This window comes from Arsenophonus endosymbiont of Aleurodicus floccissimus (assembly GCF_900343025.1).
Taxonomy (GTDB): domain Bacteria; phylum Pseudomonadota; class Gammaproteobacteria; order Enterobacterales; family Enterobacteriaceae; genus Arsenophonus.
Window position 1 is genome coordinate 860,357 of the sequence record NZ_OUND01000001.1, and the last position, 15,344, is coordinate 875,700.

At 37.2% G+C, this 15,344-nt stretch carries 30 protein-coding genes and 2 pseudogenes; 12 read left to right on the plus strand and 20 right to left on the minus strand.

The genetic code is table 11. The features are described from left to right. Positions 1 to 414: 414 nt before the first annotated feature. The 17 genes and pseudogenes from ARADI_RS04610 to ARADI_RS04670 form a co-directional block, all read right to left on the minus strand. The gene (locus ARADI_RS04610; protein ID WP_182853085.1) at positions 415 to 552 is read right to left on the minus strand and encodes a hypothetical protein; all 138 of its coding nucleotides are present in this window, start codon (positions 550 to 552) and stop codon (positions 415 to 417) included. A gap of 18 nt (positions 553 to 570) precedes the next feature. After that, positions 571 to 765 carry a hypothetical protein gene (locus ARADI_RS04615; protein ID WP_182853086.1) on the minus strand — a complete coding sequence of 65 codons (195 nt, stop codon included), beginning with the start codon at positions 763 to 765 and terminating at the stop codon, positions 571 to 573. A 139-nt stretch (positions 766 to 904) separates the two neighbouring features. Continuing rightward, positions 905 to 1,216 (minus strand): annotated as a pseudogene (locus ARADI_RS04620) (ORF6N domain-containing protein); the annotation flags it as partial. Positions 1,217 to 1,463: 247 nt separating this feature from the next. Continuing rightward, positions 1,464 to 1,841 (minus strand): antiterminator Q family protein, encoded by a 378-nt coding sequence (locus tag ARADI_RS04625; RefSeq protein ID WP_119711281.1) that lies wholly within the window; start codon positions 1,839 to 1,841, stop codon positions 1,464 to 1,466. Beyond that, entirely contained in the window at positions 1,805 to 2,020 is a 216-nt protein-coding gene (locus ARADI_RS17375) for a RusA family crossover junction endodeoxyribonuclease (RefSeq protein WP_238149129.1), read from the minus strand. The genes ARADI_RS04625 and ARADI_RS17375 overlap by 37 nt, the downstream gene beginning before the upstream one ends. A gap of 612 nt (positions 2,021 to 2,632) precedes the next feature. Then, positions 2,633 to 2,830, minus strand: coding sequence for a hypothetical protein (locus ARADI_RS04635; RefSeq protein ID WP_119711282.1), 198 nt, complete (start codon positions 2,828 to 2,830; stop codon positions 2,633 to 2,635). Positions 2,831 to 3,013: 183 nt separating this feature from the next. Further along, positions 3,014 to 3,163 carry a hypothetical protein gene (locus ARADI_RS04640; protein WP_182853087.1) on the minus strand — a complete coding sequence of 50 codons (150 nt, stop codon included), beginning with the start codon at positions 3,161 to 3,163 and terminating at the stop codon, positions 3,014 to 3,016. A gap of 129 nt (positions 3,164 to 3,292) precedes the next feature. Beyond that, complete coding sequence (locus ARADI_RS17380) at positions 3,293 to 3,547, minus strand: ImmA/IrrE family metallo-endopeptidase (RefSeq protein WP_238149130.1); 255 nt, start codon at positions 3,545 to 3,547, stop codon at positions 3,293 to 3,295. 51 nt (positions 3,548 to 3,598) lie between these two features. Then, complete coding sequence (locus ARADI_RS17385; protein ID WP_238149131.1) at positions 3,599 to 3,856, minus strand: hypothetical protein; 258 nt, start codon at positions 3,854 to 3,856, stop codon at positions 3,599 to 3,601. 155 nt (positions 3,857 to 4,011) lie between these two features. Continuing rightward, on the minus strand, positions 4,012 to 4,236 hold the full coding sequence (locus tag ARADI_RS17390) for a helix-turn-helix domain-containing protein (protein WP_238149132.1): 225 nt from the start codon (positions 4,234 to 4,236) through the stop codon (positions 4,012 to 4,014). A gap of 172 nt (positions 4,237 to 4,408) precedes the next feature. Next, positions 4,409 to 4,915, minus strand: a complete 507-nt coding sequence (locus ARADI_RS17395; RefSeq protein ID WP_238149133.1) for an ATP-binding protein — start codon at positions 4,913 to 4,915, stop codon at positions 4,409 to 4,411. Further along, a complete protein-coding gene (locus ARADI_RS17400; protein WP_238149134.1) occupies positions 4,912 to 5,277 on the minus strand; it encodes a hypothetical protein in 366 nt (121 codons plus the stop codon). Before ARADI_RS17400 ends, ARADI_RS17395 begins: the two co-directional genes overlap by 4 nt. A gap of 28 nt (positions 5,278 to 5,305) precedes the next feature. Then, the gene (locus ARADI_RS17405) at positions 5,306 to 5,566 is read right to left on the minus strand and encodes a hypothetical protein (protein WP_238149135.1); all 261 of its coding nucleotides are present in this window, start codon (positions 5,564 to 5,566) and stop codon (positions 5,306 to 5,308) included. Further along, positions 5,535 to 5,723, minus strand: a complete 189-nt coding sequence (locus ARADI_RS17410; protein WP_238149136.1) for a hypothetical protein — start codon at positions 5,721 to 5,723, stop codon at positions 5,535 to 5,537. Before ARADI_RS17410 ends, ARADI_RS17405 begins: the two co-directional genes overlap by 32 nt. A 176-nt stretch (positions 5,724 to 5,899) precedes the next feature. Beyond that, positions 5,900 to 6,298: a hypothetical protein gene (locus ARADI_RS17415; protein ID WP_238149137.1), complete on the minus strand. Its 399-nt coding sequence runs from the start codon at positions 6,296 to 6,298 to the stop codon at positions 5,900 to 5,902. A 284-nt stretch (positions 6,299 to 6,582) separates the two neighbouring features. Next, on the minus strand, positions 6,583 to 6,909 hold the full coding sequence (locus ARADI_RS04665) for a hypothetical protein (RefSeq protein ID WP_119711283.1): 327 nt from the start codon (positions 6,907 to 6,909) through the stop codon (positions 6,583 to 6,585). Between the two features lie 139 nt (positions 6,910 to 7,048). Beyond that, a complete protein-coding gene (locus ARADI_RS04670) occupies positions 7,049 to 7,279 on the minus strand; it encodes a helix-turn-helix domain-containing protein (RefSeq protein ID WP_119711284.1) in 231 nt (76 codons plus the stop codon). 103 nt (positions 7,280 to 7,382) lie between these two features. Here ARADI_RS04670 and ARADI_RS04675 point away from each other — a divergent pair, with 103 nt between their 5' ends. The 3 genes from ARADI_RS04675 (at position 7,383) to ARADI_RS04685 (ending at position 9,125) form a co-directional block, all read left to right on the plus strand. Continuing rightward, positions 7,383 to 7,703 carry a hypothetical protein gene (locus ARADI_RS04675; RefSeq protein WP_238149138.1) on the plus strand — a complete coding sequence of 107 codons (321 nt, stop codon included), beginning with the start codon at positions 7,383 to 7,385 and terminating at the stop codon, positions 7,701 to 7,703. Between the two features lie 627 nt (positions 7,704 to 8,330). Next, positions 8,331 to 8,651 carry a hypothetical protein gene (locus ARADI_RS04680; protein WP_119711285.1) on the plus strand — a complete coding sequence of 107 codons (321 nt, stop codon included), beginning with the start codon at positions 8,331 to 8,333 and terminating at the stop codon, positions 8,649 to 8,651. Between the two features lie 57 nt (positions 8,652 to 8,708). Next, a complete protein-coding gene (locus ARADI_RS04685) occupies positions 8,709 to 9,125 on the plus strand; it encodes a hypothetical protein (protein WP_119711286.1) in 417 nt (138 codons plus the stop codon). Positions 9,126 to 9,438: 313 nt separating this feature from the next. On the opposite strand, the gene ARADI_RS04690 is transcribed toward ARADI_RS04685, so the two are convergent. Next, the gene (locus tag ARADI_RS04690) at positions 9,439 to 9,663 is read right to left on the minus strand and encodes a helix-turn-helix domain-containing protein (RefSeq protein WP_119711287.1); all 225 of its coding nucleotides are present in this window, start codon (positions 9,661 to 9,663) and stop codon (positions 9,439 to 9,441) included. A 138-nt stretch (positions 9,664 to 9,801) separates the two neighbouring features. On the opposite strand from ARADI_RS04690, the gene ARADI_RS04695 reads away from it, so the two are divergent. Next, on the plus strand, positions 9,802 to 10,497 hold the full coding sequence (locus ARADI_RS04695; RefSeq protein WP_238149139.1) for a S24 family peptidase: 696 nt from the start codon (positions 9,802 to 9,804) through the stop codon (positions 10,495 to 10,497). Positions 10,498 to 11,041: 544 nt separating this feature from the next. Then, on the plus strand, positions 11,042 to 11,350 hold the full coding sequence (locus tag ARADI_RS04705) for a hypothetical protein (RefSeq protein ID WP_238149140.1): 309 nt from the start codon (positions 11,042 to 11,044) through the stop codon (positions 11,348 to 11,350). Between the two features lie 120 nt (positions 11,351 to 11,470). Here ARADI_RS04705 and ARADI_RS04710 read toward each other — a convergent pair whose 3' ends face one another. Then, positions 11,471 to 11,770 carry a super-infection exclusion protein B gene (locus ARADI_RS04710; RefSeq protein ID WP_369406975.1) on the minus strand — a complete coding sequence of 100 codons (300 nt, stop codon included), beginning with the start codon at positions 11,768 to 11,770 and terminating at the stop codon, positions 11,471 to 11,473. A 507-nt stretch (positions 11,771 to 12,277) separates the two neighbouring features. On the opposite strand from ARADI_RS04710, the gene ARADI_RS04715 reads away from it, so the two are divergent. Then, positions 12,278 to 12,538 (plus strand): hypothetical protein, encoded by a 261-nt coding sequence (locus tag ARADI_RS04715; protein WP_147392356.1) that lies wholly within the window; start codon positions 12,278 to 12,280, stop codon positions 12,536 to 12,538. 16 nt (positions 12,539 to 12,554) lie between these two features. Here the strand turns inward: ARADI_RS04715 and ARADI_RS04720 are convergent, their stop codons facing one another. Next, positions 12,555 to 12,959, minus strand: a complete 405-nt coding sequence (locus ARADI_RS04720) for a hypothetical protein (protein ID WP_119711290.1) — start codon at positions 12,957 to 12,959, stop codon at positions 12,555 to 12,557. Positions 12,960 to 13,312: 353 nt separating this feature from the next. Here ARADI_RS04720 and ARADI_RS17420 point away from each other — a divergent pair, with 353 nt between their 5' ends. The 6 genes and pseudogenes from ARADI_RS17420 (at position 13,313) to ARADI_RS17435 (ending at position 15,267) form a co-directional block, all read left to right on the plus strand. Further along, entirely contained in the window at positions 13,313 to 13,417 is a 105-nt protein-coding gene (locus tag ARADI_RS17420) for a hypothetical protein (protein WP_238149248.1), read from the plus strand. 12 nt (positions 13,418 to 13,429) lie between these two features. Next, positions 13,430 to 13,570, plus strand: a complete 141-nt coding sequence (locus ARADI_RS04730; protein ID WP_182853089.1) for a hypothetical protein — start codon at positions 13,430 to 13,432, stop codon at positions 13,568 to 13,570. Between the two features lie 155 nt (positions 13,571 to 13,725). Continuing rightward, entirely contained in the window at positions 13,726 to 13,866 is a 141-nt protein-coding gene (locus ARADI_RS04735; RefSeq protein ID WP_182853090.1) for a hypothetical protein, read from the plus strand. A 283-nt stretch (positions 13,867 to 14,149) separates the two neighbouring features. After that, positions 14,150 to 14,449 (plus strand): annotated as a pseudogene (locus ARADI_RS17425) (Rha family transcriptional regulator); the annotation flags it as partial. A 291-nt stretch (positions 14,450 to 14,740) separates the two neighbouring features. Continuing rightward, a complete protein-coding gene (locus ARADI_RS17430; protein WP_238149262.1) occupies positions 14,741 to 14,899 on the plus strand; it encodes an antA/AntB antirepressor family protein in 159 nt (52 codons plus the stop codon). Further along, positions 14,851 to 15,267, plus strand: a complete 417-nt coding sequence (locus ARADI_RS17435; RefSeq protein ID WP_238149141.1) for an antA/AntB antirepressor family protein — start codon at positions 14,851 to 14,853, stop codon at positions 15,265 to 15,267. Before ARADI_RS17430 ends, ARADI_RS17435 begins: the two co-directional genes overlap by 49 nt. Positions 15,268 to 15,344 lie beyond the last annotated feature (77 nt).

Here is a 15,344-nt window from a genome sequence, read left to right on the forward strand (position 1 = left end):
CCTAAGATGGTTGTCATAATGCCCCCAAAGGTAGGCGGTGGGTGTTGAGTATTTTTCAGACATGCGCATATACCCTCTAGTTGAGGGTTCCATTCCTTTAAATTAAAAAGGGAGCTAACCACCTTACTCATTTAGACTATTTGATCTGTCAGTTTTGCGGTGGCATAAACGAAAAACCCCCACGTTTTCACGTGGGGCTATGCACTACTGCCTTATTTACCTATATGTACCCTACGAGCTTATAATTAGTAGTGCGTTAACAATGTATAATTATTGGGTTAATAAAACAATAAAAAACCCCGCATAAAGCGAGGTTTTAATATATATTTAAACGCTAACTCAATAGCTATGCACTACTATACCACAATTATATGGTCGACCAGTCAAGCTTTTTACTGAGGATTTGATCAGTGTTTAACGTCGCTGTAGAAATTGCTGGATTTCGGTTTGTTGCCAGCGTGTTAGTGTATCTGCCAGAACAAGAGTATGCTCCTGATTACTCTCTTCAAGCAATTGTTTCATTTCAGCTAATACCTTTATCTGCATCCTCACGTTTACGCAGTACTCTCCTTACTGCCTGTTTCTCTGCCTCATAGATCGCTTCTTTAATGCCATTGGTGAAGTTATAAATTTTTTCGCATTCTTTTGCGATGATGGGTATTGGTTGACCTCAAAATTTTGAGGGGAGTCTACGCCTGTTGCATGACGGAGCGCATACCAGATACCTTGTGCCCATGAACGCTCAAATCGGAAGCCGTTAGCCATTGTCCAGATTAAACGGGAAAGATGTGAGGGTCATTTTCTGCGGTTAATAGCTCTCTCGCTTCTGGATGGTGTGTTTAGGCGTATTAAATGTTCTTTCTGCATGAAAATAGTAATCTTCTAATTGCTCGAAGACCTCCTATGCCTGATCTGTCCCTAGCATTTTAGCGTGGCTGGCCGCTCCACGTTCCGTCCAAAGTATAAGGCTACGAACATCAGGTGCAATTTTCACCGAAGGTCTTAAAGACATGCTGTGTTTGAACTCTCGTAACTCCTGTCCCTCTAGCATGTAATAGTGTCTACAAACAATAAAGCGCTTCGCGTTTCGATTGTAATCTTTACGGATGTAATCTGGATCTGTGCCATACAATTGTGCTATTAATTCCGTAGTAACAACTGGAATATTCTGAAATAAAACTACGGACAAGGATTCTATAGAGATATGGTTAGCCATACTTGGCCCTCCTTATTGGTTTTAGTCACGGTCACCATTAAGTAGCTGGTAGTCAGGTGTCAACTAGAGCCCAATAAGAAGCTCCGGGCATATTCCCCTTTCAGGTATTTTATTACGCCTCTCCACCCGGCCTTTGGATGTGCTTGCGTCGTTTTATGGGCATAAAAAAGCCGCATGGCTATCGGGTGTGCGGATGACCGCTTATTGGTTCTAGTGCGGGCAGCATACGATAGTCTATACGGTGTTGTCAATTTGTTGCTTTAAGAAGTGTGTGAACAGTACCCGCTATGTAAGCTTCTGCCCATTCACAATAATCAGAAATATATTGGTGACGCTTGTGTATATTTTTAGCAATTGCTCTAAATGAAATATGATGCTGATAATGTAAACAAATAATATTGTACCCATTGATGTCATATTTCTTTAATCCAGCCACCGCTTTATCAACAATTTCACCCTCCTCGTCACTTAACCAGGGTCTGTCATCGTCTTTAACAGGAGCAATGGTAGACATACCTTTGTATTCGGTTCCAATGCGGCTCATGCTCCAGTTTCCCCATCCTTCGAGTAAATCTTTTACGTGCCTACTCATCTCCCCTCCGGCAAAAAATAAGAATAGGAGCATGATCTCAATGCCCTGCGTTGAATGTTTAATGATGGTTTCTTGATTATGTGATTTCCCAAAATGGTGATAATTAACTTACCGCCCTTAACGATTTCCCTTCGCTCAACGTGCAACACATCTATCTGAGAATCATCAACTATCAAACCCCAATGATAGAGTGCATCAATCGGTGCTTTCATCAGGTTATCTAAATCTCGCTTACGACGGTCAGGTGGATAAACACCTACTCAGCCCCTAAACGTTGAGATAATCGCTTACAGAGCTTTTGATACAGGATTTCAGCGACTACCTACTGGCGATATAATTTGCCTTTTGCGGTGATGAAGTGTTTGTGTTTGGCGTGATACCAGTAGTGATTGACTGAAGGGGGAAAGGAACAGTGATGTTATAAGTTTTCATTCATGGCTTAACCTCCCTCATCGCTACCTATTAGTTGTTTTATATACTGCACAAATGGATAATTATCTTTATATATCAAATCATTAAGTTGACATAACAATTGCCTAGCTATATTAGGTTGCTTTTCGTACTGCACAAATTACATTAGCCTATTGTTTTTAATGATTTCTTTTGTGCGTAAATCTCTAATAGCTTGCACACCCATATTGTTTGTTTTTTGAACTGCAAAATTTTCGTAGTGACCTCCACTTTTTTGTAGGTCGGCTTGCTCTGGTGATTAGATATATCTCAGTCCTCACTTTGAACACAAAGGCATCCCTCACACCGATTTACCATGCTTTGCATTTTCATATTGTTGCCTATTTAATTTTTATTTAGGTAGGTTTAGTGGATTATAGATAAAATTTTCTATTGACACTGTTGGCAATTTGCCACGCTTTCCAGCTTTGCCACTGCCAACAGTCCAGTAGTAACCCTATCTCGCTAAATTGCATTTTGAACATGGACGGCTGCGATAACATTTTCAGGCAATCCAGTTCTGATAGTGCTTTGTTACTATAGTGCTGCCAATAGACAGGCTCCGCCACCATCTTTAACAATGGTTGCTTCGATTTGGTATTTCATAATTGTTTGTTTAATTCATATGTTTGAATTGATATTTTAAACGCGGTGTGTTGTTTGTTATAAATAAACGTTTGACCTGATTACTGACTGTCATAATTAATTAAATAGAGTGTTACAAAAAGAGAGGCATAACGCCTCTCTTTGATTTACTAACAACGAACTAAAAAGGCCCAAGACCGATAACCATACTCGTAAGCATCAAGAATTTTCTCTAACTTGCCCTGAACTTTACGGTATCGACAAAACTGCCAACGAAAACCTTTTGGCGCAACTTTTTTCGTAATACAACGAAGTTCCATACATAAACACCTCCTTAACAGGAAAGATTTTTACCTTGAACTCCTTAACTGAAAGCGCTATTTTCAGTTTGTATGTTTGAAATATATTCTTAAGGTGTGATGTCTCCTGGAGCCATCACTAAAAAGACCCTAGAGGTAACCGCCTAAAGTGTCCTTTTGATTATCATAGCTTTTTCTTATCTCATTCATCTGTATATTTGCTGCAGTGGCTGATACACCACATTCAAAGGCAATCTCTTCAATTGTCATTTCAAACAATTGCCTGGCATGCGATGCCGGAACCAACAGCTCACCACAAAAGCAATTAGCTGGCCATTCGCTGCTTTCATAAGACTTTAACGTTGCTACATCATAGGACCTGGCAAAAGATATATCTTTATGCAAAATAATAGCCTAATTCATGCGCTACTATCATTCTGTCTCTTCCTGTTTCATTTAACGCTCCATTATAAACATCTTCCCGAAGAATGTTTTTTTCTCAGAAGGAATTATTAGCCCATGGTTATTTTTCATTTCAAATATAGTTCTAATTTCAAGAATAAAGCCCTCTTCAATTTTAGGCATGGCAAACTCTAATATTTCCATAACAGGAAAATACAAACCTGAAATTCTTACTTTTTGTTTAATTGTATCTGTGAAGTTACGAATTTCCATTCGGCTCAAGATCGGTACTTTAAATACAGAACCACTCAAAGTTTGAATCTCCTGAGTTACTTGTGTTTATTCCTATTAAGTAAATTTAAAAGTCTAGCAAAATCATCTTCGTTTAAGTCATCAAACTTTCTAGCGAAAGACATAGCGGCCTTTCTTGCATTGGTACTTTTGCCAGACAAACTTATCTACACCGATTACTGGGAATCTCTCGCTGCCTCTCTCAATCTGATCGATTCTTCATCATTTTTAGCAAGGTATGAGACAATATTATCTAAAATTTGCGGCGTAATCGCTCTTTTGCCCGTTTCGATAGAGGAAAGATAAGAAGATGTCATACCAATAGATTCAGCCATACATTTCAAGTTAATACCTAAATCCATACGCATTATTCTTACAATTTTGCCAAACGGTGTTAACATGATTTAACCTCTAATCTAACCAGTTGAGTAAAAATTATTTATACTCACAGGTCTTTATATTTACATCAAAATAAAAATAATCAACTGAATTTTGTTAATTAATTTCCATTTAACTAATGTTTCATTAAAGTTAAAATGTACAGATATTTAACCATCCTTAATAATGGTTGCTTCAATTTGGTATTTCATTGGGGTTGCCCTGATACGAATAATTTAAGAGTAAGAATAAGCGGCTTTTTTGCGTGAACGGTAGCTTTCCCAAGTGAACTTTAGTGTACAACCCCCCTCCGTCATTCATCCTGTTGATAACTCGCTCGCCAACAAAGGTTGCTAATTCTTCCTTGGGCAAATTACTAATTAATATCGTTGGCTTTAAGTTTTCATAACGACAGTTAATAATTTCAAATAGAATCATTTTTTCCACATCATTACCAAATTGGACACACACCTCGTCGATGATAAGCAGGTCTAGTGAAGCGTACATTTCGATTACATCTGACTCACGTTCTTCTGAATCCTTCGCCCATGTTGCCTTAAAGTTTCGGGCAATTTTAATAGCTGATGTCAGCCTGACCGAAGCCATGAAGTTTTCAATAATCAATTTCCCTATTCCAATTGCCAAATGGTTTTTTCCTGTCCCTGGCTTACCACACATAACCAATCCTCCGCCTTGTTTCAACCTTTCAGGCCATTTTGCAGTATAGGACTTACAAACAGATAAACACTGCCTTGCGTAACTGTTGACGGGTTCATAGTTATCCAAAGAAGCCATATCAAAACGTTTAGGAACATTGAAAATCTTAGTAAATCAAGTTTTTCTTGATGAGCGCGCTTACGCTCAGCCACCTGATACTCCCGCTCTAGCGCTATTATTTTTTCTCTCAGGCATTCACCTTGTGTTTCTATCCCTCTCAGGCTCAATAATTTTCGCTTGTAGGTTTGATATTCACCGTGTTTTTCACAAGTGGCAGTTATCTTCTGCACGACAGTATTTTCTATTACTTTCGGTTCTTGAAGTGTTTCTTCCAACCGAGCTTTCAATGATTCGATTTTTGTTCGATAACCTATATTACACCTCCACCCATGATGGAATTTCGGTTTGACCATAATCAAAATGTGAAAAATTAGTCACCATACCTGAAGCCTTTCGAACAGAATTTCTTACAGCCTGTTTGTTCTGGTAATTTAGTTTCTGACTCGTGGTGATACACCATTTCTTCGGTTTGTCGTGTTGATACTCAATATCCAGCCTCAGTAATTCACTGGGCAGATCGAGATTGGGGTAAAGTTTTTGCCAATCAGCGAAGTCTTTGTGATTCAGGTGTATCACCTTTTCCCTTAAACGCATATTTTTCTGACATCGAATGAACATCAGCAGATATTTCTTCCACTTCATTCTCACAAACCATTTTTTCGGCTTGGGTGTTATAGGGAATCAGTTTAAGGGAATCAGCAGGATTAAAACTGTGCTTGTATGGTGCTTGCACGGTACTCTTCTTTTTCCTCTTTTTTTCAGTAGGTTGAAATAATCTATCATGTTTCTGAACAACAGTCGGCGACAAATTGTTTGGCTGTTCATCCTGTTTATAAGTCAATGTCGATTGATTATAACCAAAATGAGAAGTGTTTAAATTTTGTTCGTTCGTTTGTTGGGTTTTAGGTTTTAAGTGCTTTTCAGATTATTGCACTGTATTAGTATGGTGCTTTTCTGATACCGCTTTATTATTAATAAATTGAGTAATCCGTTCAGGGATTTCACTGGGTGACTCTTTACAATGAGGATTTTGAGGTTTCTTCCAATTATTAATTTGGATGTAGTCATTCCCATCAACTGAATACCGAGTGATAAAATTTTTACTGTGTAACTGGGATAATAACTTTTCACAATCCGCTTCATCATAGGTAATACCATTACTTTTATTTTACGGTGCTTATCTTCAAGACGACCTTCTCTATCGGCAATCGTCCATAATCCCGCGAACAAAAGTCTTGCTAATGCTTCACACTCAGCTAAATCATCATTGCTGAAAAAACCAGGTTTGATATTTCTTGCTCTTACCATAACGTTATCTCTTTTAGTGAATTTGTAACTTTTTCAGGACTCCAGTATTAAAACCGACGGGCATAATCTTTATTTTTTGATGCAGCAACCAATAGCACATCTGGACTATCTAGATGGGCTTTTTCTTCATGGTTTTTATTGATGAATCAGTAATTTTTTGGCATAATAACCTCGCTGAAATTGAAAGAAAAAAGGGAAATTTACCGTTTCCGTTTTCATTAAACTCCCTGAAATCTCTAATCAAATACAACACTCTATCTGACATTCTAAAGCTTCATCGTTTTTTAACTTTGGGGCTTCTTTTTTGATAGCCTCAAATATTCTAGCATGTCAATCAGCTTTCGTATTTCTTCGACTGATATATTTGTAATGACAACCTCTTGTGTCGATGAATCAGGCACACTTACCACATGCCTAGGCAAGCCGTATTCTGAGACAACCTGACAGGCTAATTTAAAAATTCTAGTTTTATCCCGACTCGCTGTTGATAGGTGAATTCCAAGTGATTTGGCAAACCCGTTATTACCACCTTCTGATGCCATTTTCTGGTAGAAGTAAAATTCTAAATGCTCAGGTTTGCAGGTGATTTTGATAGTATTTGAATATTCCATAGTTATAATCCTTAAGTAATAAAATTCCCTACCTCTATATTCCTATAAGGCTGTGGTGGCTCTAACGCATATTCAGAGCGAGTCAAAATGTTAAAGAACGATACTTGTAATTATATGATTAGAGTTGGTTTGGCTTGAATTAATCCGGCATCAATTCAAGCCAAATATTCTTCCAATCATATGGACGTAAGTGTTTTCTAGATATTGCTTTATCACTTATTAGTTCAATACAAACACATAATTCAGCTCCAAGTTTTTGATCTTTGCTGATAGCTTTACGTAAGTACCCTAAGCTGGTTCCACACGCTTTAGCAAAAATATGCTGTTGTTCTAACGATAAAGCGTTCAGATAAATTCTTAGTTCTTCCATTAGGTTGCCCTTAAATAAGTTCTATTTATATTACCTATAAGTAATTTTTAATTAACACCTATAGACAATTTACTCTTAGGTAAATTTACATAAAATTTTATATATGAATAAATATGAAAAAAGACGTTTATGTCTTATTAATATTAAAGATACCTTATACGGTAGTAAGATCGTCGATCTCGCTCGCCGTATTGATCGTGAACAATCTTATGTATCTCAAATGCTTTATCCTGAAGGAAAAAAATGGAAAAAACGCATAGCAGACGATATGGTTGATATTATTGAGGATGCATTTAATCTTCCTAAAGGATGGCTAGATGGTATAAATAACGGACTGGATATTAAAAAAGAAAGAATATTAACTAAGCAGCATGAAATTTTGCTCGATTTATTTGATAGCTTACCAAAAAGCAAAAAAAAATAAATTTATAAAAGAATTGGCTGAAGAAAAAGATGAAATTGATAATCTTATAGCCGAGATAAAAGAACTTCACCGTAACACCAAAAGGGCTAGTTAATATAATCTATCCAAAATTATGTATTACTCAAATTAACTTTTAATTTATCTTTTTATAACCCTTCCCTATTTTTTCAATTCTAAATATGTAGAACATTTATTAATAAAACATATTAAGAATATTTTTTATCTTTTAATTCAATGTAGTACCGAAGATATAAAAAATAAATATCTTTAGGTACTTGATTTTTATTACCTTTGGGTAACATTTATCATATCAACTCACTGCAACAGGCAAACGCCAGACAATACTTCGAGTTATCTGAAACTTTGCCAGACGTTGCTAAGTAGCCAGCCTGAGGCGTATGAACATGAAGGCAAGTGAAGTCATCAGTAACTAAGTTATTCGCTCTTTAACATATTGGAATCACCGCTCTGAATAAGCTTTAGAGCACCACCAAGTGAGTTTTTGGGTGTGTGAATATAACTAAACAAACAGTCGAACTTTATTTTTACACCAGGGAATAAAAAGACTGTAAGTACAAACCAGAAGTATCCGGCATACACCACTAAAACTTATTTAGGAGGAACAAAATGGCAACCATTATCTTTAAACCTAAAAAAGACAATGCTAAATCTCGTCGCCGGGCAAAACAAATGGCATTCTGGGATAGAAAACGTGCTAAATACGAAGCGAAACCTAAACCACGCACTACAGAGCAAATCATTGATTCCATATTCAACAAGCAAGATGATACCGTTAATGCCATCGCATCACTCACTTTCAATCTAAAAGACAAAAAGCCTCAGCCTTCATTTGATAATTGTTGCTTACCTAAATCAGCTTTGTATTCAGTCAAAAATAGATATCGATATCCTATTCTGGAATCAAAAAACTTAATAGCAAAAGTTTGATAATGTATAATACACCTAACCTTTTTAACTCGGAAAATAAAACAAGGTGATTATTTAATGCATAAACTAGCTATAGTACTCTCATTGATTTACATAACATTCCTTAGCGGTTGTGAAACTATAGTAGGTGAAAAAACGCAAAGAATACAAATTGAAAGCAATCCGACTGATGCTGAATTTACTATTAAAGACGAAAGAGGAGCTATAATTTCTCATGGCAAAACTCCTCAAGGAGTAACTTTAGAAAAATCTGACGGTAGTTATTTTGGAAAAAAAAGCTATGAAATAACTTTAACAAAAGATGGATTCAAACCAGTTACTCTACCATTAAAAAATAGTGACAATGGATGGTATATTGGAGGTAATATAATATTGGGTGGATTAATTGGTTGGTTAGTCGTTGATCCATTTAATGGTGGAATGTATACAATTCATCCCAAAGAAGTTAATGCTGTTTTACCAATTAAACCTTGATAACCTTCGTAAGATTTTGCGCTGCAACCTAGAGCCTGTAAAATTTTTTGTGTAAACCCTCCTTCGAGGGTTTTATTACCTTCGTTTGATAACTGTTGCTTACCGAATACTTATCTCTATTCTATAAGAAAATACTCAAAAACCCGCAAATCAAATTTCATATATACAAAATGATTTGATAGTCTTTACAGCAATCTTATCCTACACTTAATCCATAAGTTTTAGATAATAGTTATCCCTCCCGATGGGCTGGGAATTTATAAATCTCCTAATTTCAGGGAGACCAGGTTGTTAAAGAGCGGTTATATCTATATCAATTAGCGTCTGGATTTGCAGCTTGGACTAGCCACTCTGCTGTAAATGCACCGTTTGAATATTGAGCTAATAATTTCGAATATTCTGTTTTACCTGTGTATTCAGTGCTAGGTAAACAACCGTTGCGTACCCATTTCCAGACAGCAACGTTGCTTTTACCGCAAATTTTTACCGCTGAGGATTGCGCTCCTACGGCATTAACTGCGAATTCAACTGAGTTCATAGGTTAACTTATTTATTAATTTAATTAACTCAAAGTTAATAATATATTTTAACTGAAAGTTAAGTCAAGTTTCGTAGATAATTAACATATGGTTAAAGAAAATAATAAGACTCAGTTCACAAAAAGACTTCAAGAAGCTTGTTTAGATACAGGTGTTGCAGGTCGCGGATTGGGGGAAAAATAATAGACTCTCTTGCCAAACAAGGTATAAGAGTCAGTGGCCCCGCTGTTTGGAAATGGCTTAATGCTGAATCAATGCCTGATTCAACAAATATACTTGCTCTTAGTGACTGGTTGAACGTTAGGCCGGAATGGCTTGAGTATGGAAGAGGAGCTAAAAATAAAAATATAGATGGAACTCTATTAAATGAAGCCAGCTATGCATATTGTGCAGATGCGGTTTCATCGGTTGATGATGAAGTTGAAATACCTTACTATAAATCGATAGAGTTAGCAGCAGGATATGGAAGCTACGCCAATCAAACTGAAACTGATTTTTGTCGAACATTGAAGTTTTCAAGATCTATCCTCAATAACTATGGAATACTACCTAGTGAGGCTATGTCATTTCCTGTTCATGGCGATAGTATGTCCCCTGTTATCCCCGGTGGGGCTGTTGTTACCATTAGTACAGGACATAAGAAAATCGTAGATGGAGCAATCTATGCTATTAAACAAGCAGATCTGTTGAAAGTAAAGATCCTTCATAGATTACCGAACAGCAAAGTTATTATAAAGAGTTATAATTCAATTGATTATCCAGATGAAGAAGCTAATCTAGATGATATAAAGATTATAGGTCGTGTTTTTAACTGGTCAGTGATGGGGTGGTGACTACGTATGTTAGAAGTCTAGACAAAAAACTAATAGATAATTGTCTCCTTTTCGTAATATACCGTCCTTGGACGGTATTTTTTTATTGCTCATTTTATGACTAATCCAAATAGAATCACTCAAAAATTAACTAAATTAACCAAAAATTACTGACATTAATTAACTAATGATTAATCATTTAACTATCAAAGGCACACAGCCTCACTCACTGCAACAGGCAAAAGCCAGACAATACTTCGAGTTATCTGAAACTTTACCAGATGTTGCTAAGTAGCCAGCCTGAGGCGTATGAACATGAAGGCAAGTGACGACAGTTAAGTAGTACCGCTCTTTAACACTATTTCGCTGAAAAAGCGAACCATAAAACGCCCAAACAGTCGGTTTTGGGGTGTGTGAAATAACCAAAATACAGTCATTAAGTCAAAAAATAACTCCAGGAAACTACCAATATGACTGTAAATATAATCCGGTTACCTCTGGGCACACACCACCAAAACCCATTCCATTGTAGGAGGTAATATGTGTAACTTTCATGGTTATGATAATGCTCGCCGTCGTAGACATGAGCGTAGAAGAGGCAGCCTATCACTATAACAAGGCACTTAATATGGCATTAAAAGCAGCGTTAAATCCAAGCAAACCCTCTCAGCAACAAACAACTCCGAGCACTAAACACACTATTCTTTCTCTGAAAAGAAAGGTGATGCATCGTGTAGAAAAAGCAATTTCAGTTCGTCTTACTAAAGCTTATGACGCATTCAATAATTACTGTTTGCCTATAGCAGCTTTGTACACTTCTAAACGGTTTAACAATAAGCCTAAATCCAACTTCGGAGGCACCGCTAATGGTTGATAAAAATAAGCACCTATCAATCAGGTTTTTTGATAGAGAATCGGTTAGCGATGTGTTTTTAGTTAGTGCTCATCTGCTTCATGGGGATTGAATGGTGGACTTTTCCCACAATAAAATAACTTAAATATCTACAAACTTTAAAATATTTTTGTAATAGTTAGTTAGTTTGAAAAGCTGTTTTTCATCCCCAACAAAAACCATCGGCGCATCAGGATAATCATAATAAGCTATTATGCCTTTTCTTATTAGCGCTTTGACAGTCTCGTCTTGCGTCGGCAATTCAACGATTTCGCTATACCTCACAATATGCTTAAGTAAATTAATCTCATAGTGCGTTAACGTATTTAATACTGCAGCCCTGGCTGGGTATTCAATCAAATTCCTGAGCCTTCGTTTAGTAAACATTGTCAGAAAACTAATTAATTACGCAATAATATAACTCACAAGAAAGAAAACAAAATAAAGCCAGTAAGATGAAAAAATCTCTGGACTACTGGAATTAATCCAATCTTTTACTGGTGAGGGAGTGATGAAGATTAATAACACAAAAATAATAAGCATATAAATCAACCGATTTAGGGTTATTCCTTGCAGGAAAATCGAATAAATTCCTGCCACCAAGTGTTGTTCATAGGCTTAATTCTCTTACTCTGTAAGGGGCGAGATTATTTTAGCTTATTTCTCTCTGTAGGGGTACAAGAGAAACCACTGCCGCCTGAGGTGGTTAAACATTCAGGCAATTAATCAATTTCAGGATGTGTGAATGCGGCTCTGCGCTCCTGGGACAGTCAATACACTATAAATTATCTTTCAAATAGCTAAATATAGTTTGATTGCGTTTACCCGTCCATCATGACTGTAATCGGACACCAAGAGGCACTTGGGCACACATCCTAACTTTTCAGTAAATGTTAACAAGGAGTACACATGATGAGACTAGACAATCCACGCATTGTCACGTCAAAGCACCCCAATATGGGAAATCTGGTTGGCGTGACTAATGGCAGTCGTCATTTAAACGATTCAAGATACTTAAGTAGTATTGATATATGGAATGATGACGACATGGAAACACGCACTTTTAAAATAATTATGCAGTGTTTAACAAGAGAAAATGATTATCTAAAAAGAGAAAACCGCAGACTCATGAAGATATACCGTGAAATTGGCGGGCTGTGCAGGATTTGAACCTGCAACCAAAAAATTAAAAAAATTTGAGTATTGCTGTTGCGGCACTAATAGTCACAACGATTACACCACCAAGTTTTAAAAGTAGTCCAGTAGCAATAGTTTCAACATCTTTACGAATCAACGCTATTTGACCATCTGTTTTCTCAAAACGTAAATTCATCTCAGCAGATAAGTCTTTGCGAACATCAGCGATTTCAGCAGATAAGTCTTTACGGATATCAGCAATCTCAGCAGATAAGTCTTTACGAACATCAGCAATATTGCGATTTACCTCAACAATATCAGCTTTAGTCGCTACATCCGCAACTTCATGCGATCTACGTACAACAAGTGAAATAGCCTTAGCTTGCTGACTAGTAAGCCCAGCCGTTTGAAGCTCTTCTGATGCCTGTAGTGTATCAAATGCAACCTGACCCATAGGGAATCCTCCTTTTGGTAAGTATAACGGTTTTAGGGTGCAATCTGCAAAATCTTTCATGTTACAGCTTAATTCGTTTCATTACGGAGAAATATTTTTATGTCTAAATTAGTGGTTATTGAAAAATACCGTTGTCCGTCAAGATGCTTTCGGGCGTTACTGTCTGAATGATTTACACAGGGCAGCTGTTGCGCAAGGTAAAGCAACTGAATCTCAGCGGCCATCTGTGTTTCTCAGAAGCGGGGGGTATCAGCGCTTTTGTGCAAAAAGTAAGCGAAGCATCGTAGAATGCTTCGGTCAATATCATCAAAGGTGGACTTGAATCTGGCAGCTGGGCAGTTGAAATTATCGCCATTCGATATGCAGCATGGATAGACCCCGCTTTTGAAGTTCAGGTTTATGAGCGATTTCGTGATTCGGTAAAAAGCAATAACGGAGTACTTGTCAAAAAAGTATAGGTTGGTTTAGCCATGATCGCTTTTTATAAGCAAGAGCTACGTATTGCGCCTTCCGCCATGTTGGGAGTGATGAAAAAACTCCAATCTTCCCTTGGTATGCCGCCGGATATACTAGCCGCTTACGCTGTTGACGCACCAGAGAGGGGAACTTAACGGGTTCAAGCGAAGTAACGCACTCTTTTACTGAGCTTTTATTACTGCATGGGAAACCCTATACAGCACAATCTGGTTATCGGTGGCTACAACTGCTCGGACTCGCTGAACGTAAATCGCGCCCAGGTACTAAACATCCTAACAAAGAAAAACTATTGTGGTCACTGACAGAAAAGGGACTACAGTTTGGTAAAAATCTGACTGACCCGAATAATCCACGTCAAACACAACCTCACTTCTACGATAACCAGTTTCCTAGATTGTTAGGTGTCATGATGAACGGGATTGCAGCATAATAAAACATTGACGAAAGAAGAAATCATGCGCTATAGTTTCCATCAGGTGCTGAACACACCATAGGCAGTTACCGCGACTGAATTAAGCGGCTTTTTTATGTCCGAAATTTGTTATGGTCGGGTAGCGAACGGAATATACAATACCCTTTTGGGGAAAACTGTTGGCCGTCCTATGTGGTGTTCAAGTACCCGACCGCCCATCTGAATAATGGGTTTTATGAACAAATATAGGAACATAAAAATAACCACCTCAAAATTATCTGTTAGCACTTCCACTGCAAGTCCAAACGTCTATATTCATAATGGTAAAATATTAACCACCTCTAAGAATGTAGCTGATTATTTTGATAAACGCCACGAACGAGTGCTAGACAGAATTCGTAACTTAGATTGCTCAACAGAATTTACTGGACACAATTTTGTGTTGAGTGAATACACTGATAGCACAGGTAGAAAACTTCCCATGTACGAAATGACCAAAGACGGTTTCGTATTCTTGGTGATGGGATTCACTGGCAAAAAAGCTGCTCAGTTTAACGAAGCCTATATTGGCGAATTCAATCGCATGGAAGCTGAACTACACAACTCAATCGCTGTAATAGGAGCAACGAATAAAGTTCTGCTCACTCTACTACCCAATAGCAAAGTAGATAGCGCAAGAGTGATTCATGATAATGAATATGTCGCTTCTCTTGAGTCATTGTTCGAAATTGATCGTCTAGCTGGTTATATGATTATTCACAAAGATGAATTAATCAAAAAACTATCAGAATAGCTTAATTTTCCTCGAGCACGTCTCCGTTTCAAACGGAAGCGTGCACCACATTAATAAATACCAATATTCATTCATCAATTAACTTTGAGAGATGCCTTTATGTCAAATTTAATCAACATCGAAACAAAAAACATTAATGGTGAATTAATCCAGACGGTCAATGCGCGTGATTTGTATGCTTTTTTGGAAAGTAAGCAAGATTTTTCTACATGGATAAAAAAAAACGAATTTCAGATTATGGATTCGTTGAAAATATAGACTATGTAGTTTTCCATAATTCTGTGGAAAACCCCTTCGGAGGCCGTCCAGCAAAGGAATACTACATCTCCCTCGATATGGCGAAAGAGCTATCAATGGTTGAACGCAACGAAAAAGGGAAACAGGCCAGACAATACTTTATTGAATGCGAAAGACGAATTTTACAACCACAATTACCCAATAACCCAACAACTTTAGGTTTGCCTAATTTTCTTGACCCTGCTGAATCCGCGATTGCATGGGCTGAGCAGTATAAAAAAGTTCAACTGTTAGACATACAGGTTCAACGACTTGAAACCGAAATAGATAGTCTTAAAAACCTGTTCCAGGTTGGTATATCACCTGTTCAATTCTGTAAACAGGCTTAATGGCGTAAACATTAACCAGGTCAACCTTTTTCTAGAATCGCGTCATTTTCTCTACGATGCAGAAAAGGATATCAGCA